This window comes from Halonatronum saccharophilum DSM 13868, from assembly GCF_000517025.1.
GTDB lineage: Bacteria > Bacillota > Halanaerobiia > Halobacteroidales > Halobacteroidaceae > Halonatronum > Halonatronum saccharophilum.
Genome location: NZ_KI912095.1, coordinates 413,470 through 420,996, shown reverse-complemented (window position 1 = coordinate 420,996; position 7,527 = coordinate 413,470). Strand labels below are relative to the sequence as shown.

7 protein-coding genes and 1 pseudogene are annotated in these 7,527 nt (G+C 33.7%); 6 read left to right on the top strand and 2 right to left on the bottom strand.

The genetic code is table 11. From position 1 onward, the window contains the following. Together HALSAC_RS17265 and HALSAC_RS0109295 are read right to left on the bottom strand one after the other, a co-directional pair. A pseudogene (locus HALSAC_RS17265) lies at positions 1 to 269 on the bottom strand (hypothetical protein); the annotation flags it as partial. Positions 270 to 284: 15 nt separating this feature from the next. Continuing rightward, positions 285 to 1,391: a GerAB/ArcD/ProY family transporter gene (locus tag HALSAC_RS0109295; protein WP_027340040.1), complete on the bottom strand. Its 1,107-nt coding sequence runs from the start codon at positions 1,389 to 1,391 to the stop codon at positions 285 to 287. 188 nt (positions 1,392 to 1,579) lie between these two features. Here HALSAC_RS0109295 and spoIVB point away from each other — a divergent pair, with 188 nt between their 5' ends. The 6 genes from spoIVB (at position 1,580) to HALSAC_RS0109265 (ending at position 7,418) form a co-directional block, all read left to right on the top strand. Continuing rightward, positions 1,580 to 2,914: a SpoIVB peptidase gene (spoIVB, locus tag HALSAC_RS0109290; protein WP_027340039.1), complete on the top strand. Its 1,335-nt coding sequence runs from the start codon at positions 1,580 to 1,582 to the stop codon at positions 2,912 to 2,914. Between the two features lie 92 nt (positions 2,915 to 3,006). Then, positions 3,007 to 3,804 (top strand): sporulation transcription factor Spo0A, encoded by a 798-nt coding sequence (gene spo0A, locus HALSAC_RS0109285; RefSeq protein WP_027340038.1) that lies wholly within the window; start codon positions 3,007 to 3,009, stop codon positions 3,802 to 3,804. A gap of 396 nt (positions 3,805 to 4,200) precedes the next feature. Next, positions 4,201 to 5,319: a putative cytokinetic ring protein SteA gene (steA, locus tag HALSAC_RS0109280; RefSeq protein ID WP_027340037.1), complete on the top strand. Its 1,119-nt coding sequence runs from the start codon at positions 4,201 to 4,203 to the stop codon at positions 5,317 to 5,319. A 10-nt stretch (positions 5,320 to 5,329) separates the two neighbouring features. Next, positions 5,330 to 5,899, top strand: coding sequence for a copper transporter (locus HALSAC_RS0109275; protein ID WP_027340036.1), 570 nt, complete (start codon positions 5,330 to 5,332; stop codon positions 5,897 to 5,899). A gap of 14 nt (positions 5,900 to 5,913) precedes the next feature. After that, entirely contained in the window at positions 5,914 to 6,594 is a 681-nt protein-coding gene (locus HALSAC_RS0109270; protein WP_027340035.1) for a glycosyltransferase family 2 protein, read from the top strand. Then, positions 6,591 to 7,418, top strand: a complete 828-nt coding sequence (locus HALSAC_RS0109265; RefSeq protein ID WP_245579449.1) for an MraY family glycosyltransferase — start codon at positions 6,591 to 6,593, stop codon at positions 7,416 to 7,418. Before HALSAC_RS0109270 ends, HALSAC_RS0109265 begins: the two co-directional genes overlap by 4 nt. The last annotated feature ends 109 nt before the right edge of the window (positions 7,419 to 7,527 follow it).

Genomic DNA, 7,527 nt, shown 5'->3' with positions numbered 1-7,527 from the left:
ATTTTTTCTGGTAGAAAGATAGTATATATTATATTTAATAGAGGATAGACCAGAATTCCAGCTAGGACAATATAAAGGTTAGATTTTTCTGGTGTTATATAATAATAGAGCCCAAAATATTCTCCTAATATAACTTCATAGACAAGAGAGTAAGCTACAGTTGTAATACCAATAATTATATGGGCCAACCTAAGCCCTCGTAAATATATACAGATACCAAATATTATCCATAAAGCAATTATAGATCCATAAAAAAAAGTATATTCCAAATAAATCAACTCCTCTTATGATTTTTCACGAGTTTTTGATACTAAAAGCAAAATTATAGGGATAGTAATAGCAACTGAACAGACATAAAAAGGATAAATATAATGGATAAAGTTAGTCAGTTGGATCATCCTTGGAGCAATAAGAATAGAAAAGCAGACTATAATTATTGCTATTGGAGTAATCAATGGCTTATAGGACTTTAAAGAAAATAACTGGGCCAACCCTAAAACAACAGCATAGAAAGATATAGAGATATTAATAAAGATACCTATAATCCAGATAACCATAATAAGAGCATCTATATTCTCTATGTAACGACCAAACTCTATTATACGAACATAACTTAAAGCAGGAAAGATTATCTTTTGTGCTAGTGGGCCAAATACAGCAATAAGGAGAACTCCACCCATTAGACCACCACTTAATACAATCGTGCCTATAGATATATCTCTGCGAATATTCTCTTTGTCTTCTACAAAGGGTATAAGTTGTAGGAGGATAATAGATTTTAAAAGCCAACTTTGGATCAGTAAAGCACCTCTTAGGGGAGGAGCAACTCCCTGATTTAATACAGGGAGAAAGAATTTGAAATCCATCTCTGGAATATTAAGAAAGATAACAAAAGAAAGAGCTAAAAGTCCAATTGGGAGAAGCAGGTTGTTCACTCTAGCAATTGTCTCTATCCCATGATAAGCACTATAGGATGCTATTATTATAGTAAGGATACTAAAAAGAGGAGCAATGTAAGTAGGGAAAAAGAGGGTATCAACGATCTCTTCTAGTTGCCTTACTATTAGTGCCATAGTTAAGATAAGAAAGTATATATAGATAAACCCTACTATCTTGCCCAAGAACTTACCAAGAATATCAGAAGAGTATTGGACTATAGTTTTATTTGGGTATTTTAAGGCTAAAGTTAAGAAAATATTGATAAATATCAGAGCACTAAAAGTACCTAAAATTACAGAAATCCAAGAGTCCTGTTTTGCTTCTTGAGCTACAAAAGCAGGAAGTAGGACATCAGCTGTGGAGATAATAAGAGTAATAATTAATAGTGTAGTTTGAAAAGAAGATATTTTTTCTATATTTACGATATTTTTAAGAGATGATTCTTTATTCATACCCTAACCTCCTTATAATCAAAAGTTAGTATTTCCTTAAAATTAATAGAATATACTAAAAGCTGAGTAATAAAGACGCAACTGTAAACTTTGAATAGTTTTTCTGACTTAGGGCATCTTTATAAGTAAAGGTGTCTTTTCCTTTGAAAAGAGACTACACAGGTGGGGACTGTGTAGGAGTGTGAGAAATGAAAAATATAAAAAGAGTAATATTAACTCTATTTGTTGTTGTTTTAGTTGTAACTATATCTTTTCCTAGAGTATTAATTTTTTTAGGATTACCAGAATATTGTCAGATTGTTGAAGGAAATAAAGAATCGCTTAATGTTAGACTTCCTTTTAGAGTCTCTGTCAATTCTAATGGTAGTAGTAATTTAAAGGTTAATGGTCATAAACTTTCTGGTGATGAATTAGAAGTTAATCTTGCTAAGCCAATGGCTTTGCAATCATCATCTGTAGGAAGTTATAATCTTGACTTTAGATTATTTGGTATTATTCCTCTAAGGAGGATGGTTGTCAATGTTTTACCAGAAGTTAAAGTAATTCCTGGTGGTCAATCACTTGGAGTTATTTTAAAGTCAGATGGTATTATGGTAGTTAGAAATTCTAATGTCATTGATGAGCAAGGGAAAAAACATTTTCCTGCTAGAGCAGGTGGGATTGAGGTGGGAGATAGCCTCTTAGAGCTTAACGGAAAGAAGATCAATAGTAAATATCATTTAGCCGATTTGATCAATCGTTTTGGAAAAGAAGGAGAAGATTTAATATTTAAAGTTAAAGATCAAGAAGGTAAGATTAGTTATAAAAGCGTAACTCCTATTAAAGGTGAAGAAGGATACTATATGATTGGTATTTACGTAGATGATGGTGCGACAGGTGTTGGTACTATGACCTTTTATAGTCCTGAAACTGGAGATTATGGTGCTTTAGGTCATACAATTACTGAAGCAAATAGTCAATTGAAGATAGATGTTGGAGAAGGGGAGATAGTAATGGCCAATATCTCAGGAATAACTCAAGGGCAAAGAGGTAGTCCTGGAGAAAAACTGGGAACTTTCTTTAATGATCAAGGTGTTTTAGGGAATATAACTAAGAATAATGATTTTGGAATCTATGGAAAACTATCTATAGAGCCAGAACATCCTTTCTTTGATAAGCCAATACCTGTTGCAAGCCCTTTAGAAATTAAAGAAGATAGGGCTAAGATATATACAGTTATTGAAGGTGGAAATATTGAGGAGTTTGAAGTTAATATTGATAAGGTTAGAAGGCAGCATAATCAAGGCGAGAAAGGTTTAATAGTCAGGATAGTTGATGAAGATCTATTAGAAAGAACTGGTGGTATTGTGCAGGGTATGAGTGGAAGTCCTATTGTTCAGAATGGGAAGTTAGTTGGTGCTATTACTCATGTCTTTGTTAATGATTCGACTCGTGGTTATGGGATGTTGGCCCAGTGGATGATTATGGAAACTGAATTATTAGAAGAAAAAGAGGAGAAGAACACCAAAGAATTAGTTTCTTAAATTCTTTGGTGTTTTTTTATCTTTATAAGGAGGAATTTGGAAATTGGTAGCGAAAGAGTATTATAGTAGTTATTTTGAGGAGGAAAATAATAATGAGAGAAGAAGTGATTAAGGTATTATTAGTAGATGATAATAAGGATTTTTGTAGTTTGATAAAAGAGTATCTTGATGGGCAAGGTGATTTTGAAGTAGTGGGGATGGCGCATAATGGACTTAATGCTTTAGATCTAATTTCTGAAGTTGAATTTGATGTCTTATTATTGGATGTTATTATGCCACATTTAGATGGGGTTGGTGTTTTAGAAGACTTACATAAGCAGGGAGTGGCTGAAGAATTTAAGATAATTATGTTGACTGCTTTTGGGCAAGAGGAACTTACACAACAGATAATTAATTTAGGTGCAGATTATTATATTTTAAAGCCTTTTGACTTAGAAAAGTTAGCTAGCCGAATTAGACAGATAAAGAAACCAGCTGTTAAAGGAGCTAGAGGTTTTTCAGGATATACTATTAATAATCCTAAAAATCAGACCTATGATATTGAGGAAAGGATAACAGAGATTATCCATCAAATTGGTATACCTGCTCATATTAAAGGGTATTTGTATCTTCGCAAAGCAATCGCTATGGTAATCAAGAAGGTTGAATTATTAGGAGCTGTAACTAAAGAGTTATATCCTTTAGTTGCAAAAGAGTTTAATACAACAGCTAGCAGAGTTGAAAGAGCCATTCGTCATGCTATTGAGGTAACATGGGAGAGAGGAAATACTAAAGCTATTAATAATATCTTTGGACATTCTGTAACAACATCAAGTGGTAAGCCGACCAATTCTCAATTTATCGCCAAGGTTGCAGATAAATTAAGAATAGAAATGCGAGCAACAAGCTAATAACAAGTAGAGCACTCATATTATGTGGGTGCTCTTTTTTTATTTCAGATCCCTAGAAAGCAAAGCTATGTAGTAATAAAGTGTCACTTTCGTGCCACTAGTAATGGGTAATGAGTGAAGAGTAATGAGTAAAGTCAAAATCTCAAAACCTCTTATAAGTCTTAGGTAACAAAGGGGTTTCTGTTTTTTTAAGGTTTTACCCATTACTCATTACTGATTACTCATCACTCATCACCAGTAATAAAGTGACGCTTTATTACTATTAAATGCCAACAAGTCATCTGTAAATTCTAATCTTTAAACTCCAAACTTAACTTTATTGCCTACTATTTCAAGTATGAGAGAATTTTAATAAAGTCATACTATTATTGAGAGCTAATTTAGGAGGATATAGCTATGAAATTAAGTGGTAAAGTAAGGTTAGGAAAGAAGACTAAGTGGCTTAGCAAGGAAATAAAGGAGGGTGAAATTGCTCTTATAGATCATAGGGATATTGATCAATTAGCCGCTCAAGCTTTGATCGAAGCTAAGGTGAGCGGGATTTTAAATGCAAATAGATCGATTAGTGGAAAATACCCTAATTTAGGTCCTGAAAAGATTGTAAAAGCAGGCATTCTTCTGATGGATAATATTGGTGAAGAAATCTTTGAAGAGTTGGAAAATGGAGATCGCATAAAAATAGTAGGTTCTAAAGTCTTAAGAAATGACGAGTTAATAGCAGAAGGTGAGATTCTTACAAAGAGAAAGGTTGAAAAGAGGTTAAAGGCGACTAGGGATAATTTAAATGTTGAGTTAAATAAATTTGTAGATAATACCCTCAATTATGCAAAGAAGGAGAAGAATCTGATATTGGGTGTTAGTATGCCTGATATAGAGACTAGATTAAAGGAGAAGGATGTTCTAATTGTAGTTAGAGGTAAGGATTATAGAGAGGATCTAGAGGCTGTTATTTCATATATTAGAGAGGTTAATCCAATTTTAATTGCTGTTGATGGTGGAGCCGATGCACTACTAGAATATGGTTTTAAACCAGATATTATTATAGGAGATATGGATAGTGTAAGTGATAGGGCTTTAGCTTGTGGAGCAGAACTTATTGTTCATGCATATCCAGATGGGGATGCTCCAGGGATGAATAGGATTGATGAATTGGGTTTAAAGGCTAAGAAGTTTCCCGCCCCAGGTACGAGTGAAGATATTACTATGTTATTAGCTTATGAAAAAGGGGCAGAATTGATTGTAGCTGTAGGAACTCATACTACAATGATAGACTTTTTAGAGAAAGGAAGGCCAGGCATGGCAAGTACCTTCTTAGTAAGAGTTAAGGTGGGAAGTAAGTTAGTAGATGCAAAGGGGGTAAATAAGCTTTATAAGAGTCGTATTAAGCCTAAATATGTTGCTCAAGTATTATTGGCTTCACTTATTCCTATTGTTGTAATTGTTGCAGTATCTACACCTTTGCAGCAGATTATGAAGTTGTTGATTATGCAGATGAGATTAAATCTTGGCTTATAGGAGGTGGGATATGTTAATTGATTTAAGGTATCATATAATTACGATAGTTATTATCTTTGTAACTTTGGCTATAGGAATCTTAATTGGAGGGAGTATGGTCGGTAATGAATTGATATCTAATGAGCATAAGAATTTAATCTCACAATTGGAGAAAGAGTTTGACTTTTTAAGAAATGAGAACCAAGAGTTTGCTCAAGAAGTAAATTCACTAGAAGAAAAGTTGGCTATGAACAAGGAGTTTCAAAGGGTGATTATGCCCTTAGTTTTAAAGGAGCAGTTAAAGGAAAAGAGGGTGCTTTTAGTAGTGGAAGAAGGGGTCACTAATAATCTCAAGGACAGGTTGTTAGAGGCTTTTAGATTAGCAGATGCAGATTTTGTTGAGATTATAAAAAAAGATGAAGGTATTAAAGATAATGATTTTGATAAGGTTTTATTATTAGGGCCAACAATCTCAAAGGAGAAGATAGATTATAGTAACTTAAAGGATAAGGCTATAAAGGTGGATGGTAATCAAATAGAGTCTATCTCAGGATTAATCAAGTTGGTCTTTGAAGTGGCTTCTAAAGAGTTGGATCTTTAAAAAGGGGGAGTTATATGAATAGCTCTATATCAATCTTAATTCCAGCTTATAACGAAGGGGATAGGATAGAAAAGACAGTAACAGCATTAAGAGGATTAAATAATCTTAAGGAGATAATTGTTATTGATGATGGTTCTAAGGATGACACCTATCTTAAAGCAGATAGAGTTGCAGATAAAGTTATTTGCTTAGAATCTAACCAAGGAAAGGGTGTAGCCCTTGATTGTGGTTTAGAGCAAGCTTTTGGAGATGTTATTTTATTGGTTGATGCTGATTTAGGTGAGAGTGCCACAGAGGCTAAAAAGCTTGTTGGCCCGGTAGTAGAAGGTAAGGCTCATATGGCCATCGCAAAGTTTCCTCCTGCAAAGATAAAAGGTGGTTTTGGGTTGGTAAAGGGTTTAGCTAATTTTGGTTTAGAGAGAATGCTAAAACAGAGTTTTGAATCTCCTTTATCGGGGCAAAGAGCTATAGCTAGAGAGGTTTTAGAAGGTTTTCCAGGCTTTTCGAGAGGATTTGGAGTAGAGGTAGGTCTTACTATTGATGCCCATAGAAGAGGGTATAAGATAGTAGAGGTAGAGGTTGATATGACACATCGTGAGACAGGTCGAGATTTAAAGGGCTTCTTGCATAGGGGAAAGCAATTTAAAGATATAGCAAAGGTCTTATTATCGAAAGGGAGGGCCAACAAGATATGATATTGGATATAATATTAGATATGCTTCTCTTAGTCTTAATAAGTATTCTCTTAAGTCAGGTAACTTTAAAACTTATTCCTCCTATGTTAATTGAAGGAAGGTCTTTAGCTAAGAACTATCAAGGGAGGACCATACCTGTAGGTTATGGAATGGTATTTGCTTTAAATGTTATTGCAATTTTAATGATAGGGTCTTTATTGGGATACTATCGAATAATAACAGTTTACCCTCTTATGATTTTAATTTTAGCTATGGCCTTTGTGGGGCTTTTAGATGATACTATTGGTAGCAAAGACAGCCAAGGTTTCAGTGGACACTTTAAGAGACTTATTGTTGAAAAAAGATTGACTACCGGAGCAATTAAGGCCATCTTTAGCTTGCTTATTGTCCTATTTATAAATTTTTATCTAGGAAATAATATAGTTGTTATATTTATTGATACTCTTCTTATTTTATTAATGGCTAACTTTATAAACCTTTTAGATTTAAGGCCTGGACGAGCTCTAAAGATGTCATTATTTTTATTGATTATTATATTTGTGATAGGGTCAAGGGTTAGGGTATTGGCTATTCCTATTATAACAATAGTTGCTTGGACCTTGCCTTTTGATCTAAGGGCTGAAGGGATGATGGGGGATGTAGGGGCCAATGTTTTGGGAGGAATTATAGGATTTTTAGTTATTATTGCTTTTGGATTGACTTTTAAGCTAATAATTTTGTTGGCCCTTCTGGCAGTCCATATCTATGCAGAGTTTTACTCTTTATCAAGGTTAATTAAGAGAAATAAGCTCCTATTATATGTAGATAGACTAGGAAGGCAATAGGGTTGACTATGGAATTTATGGAAGATATAATAAGGTGTAGGTTACTTATGTTTGTATGGTTAAGAGTTAGTTTTTATCAGCATATGATTAAATTGTTTTAAAAGAGGAA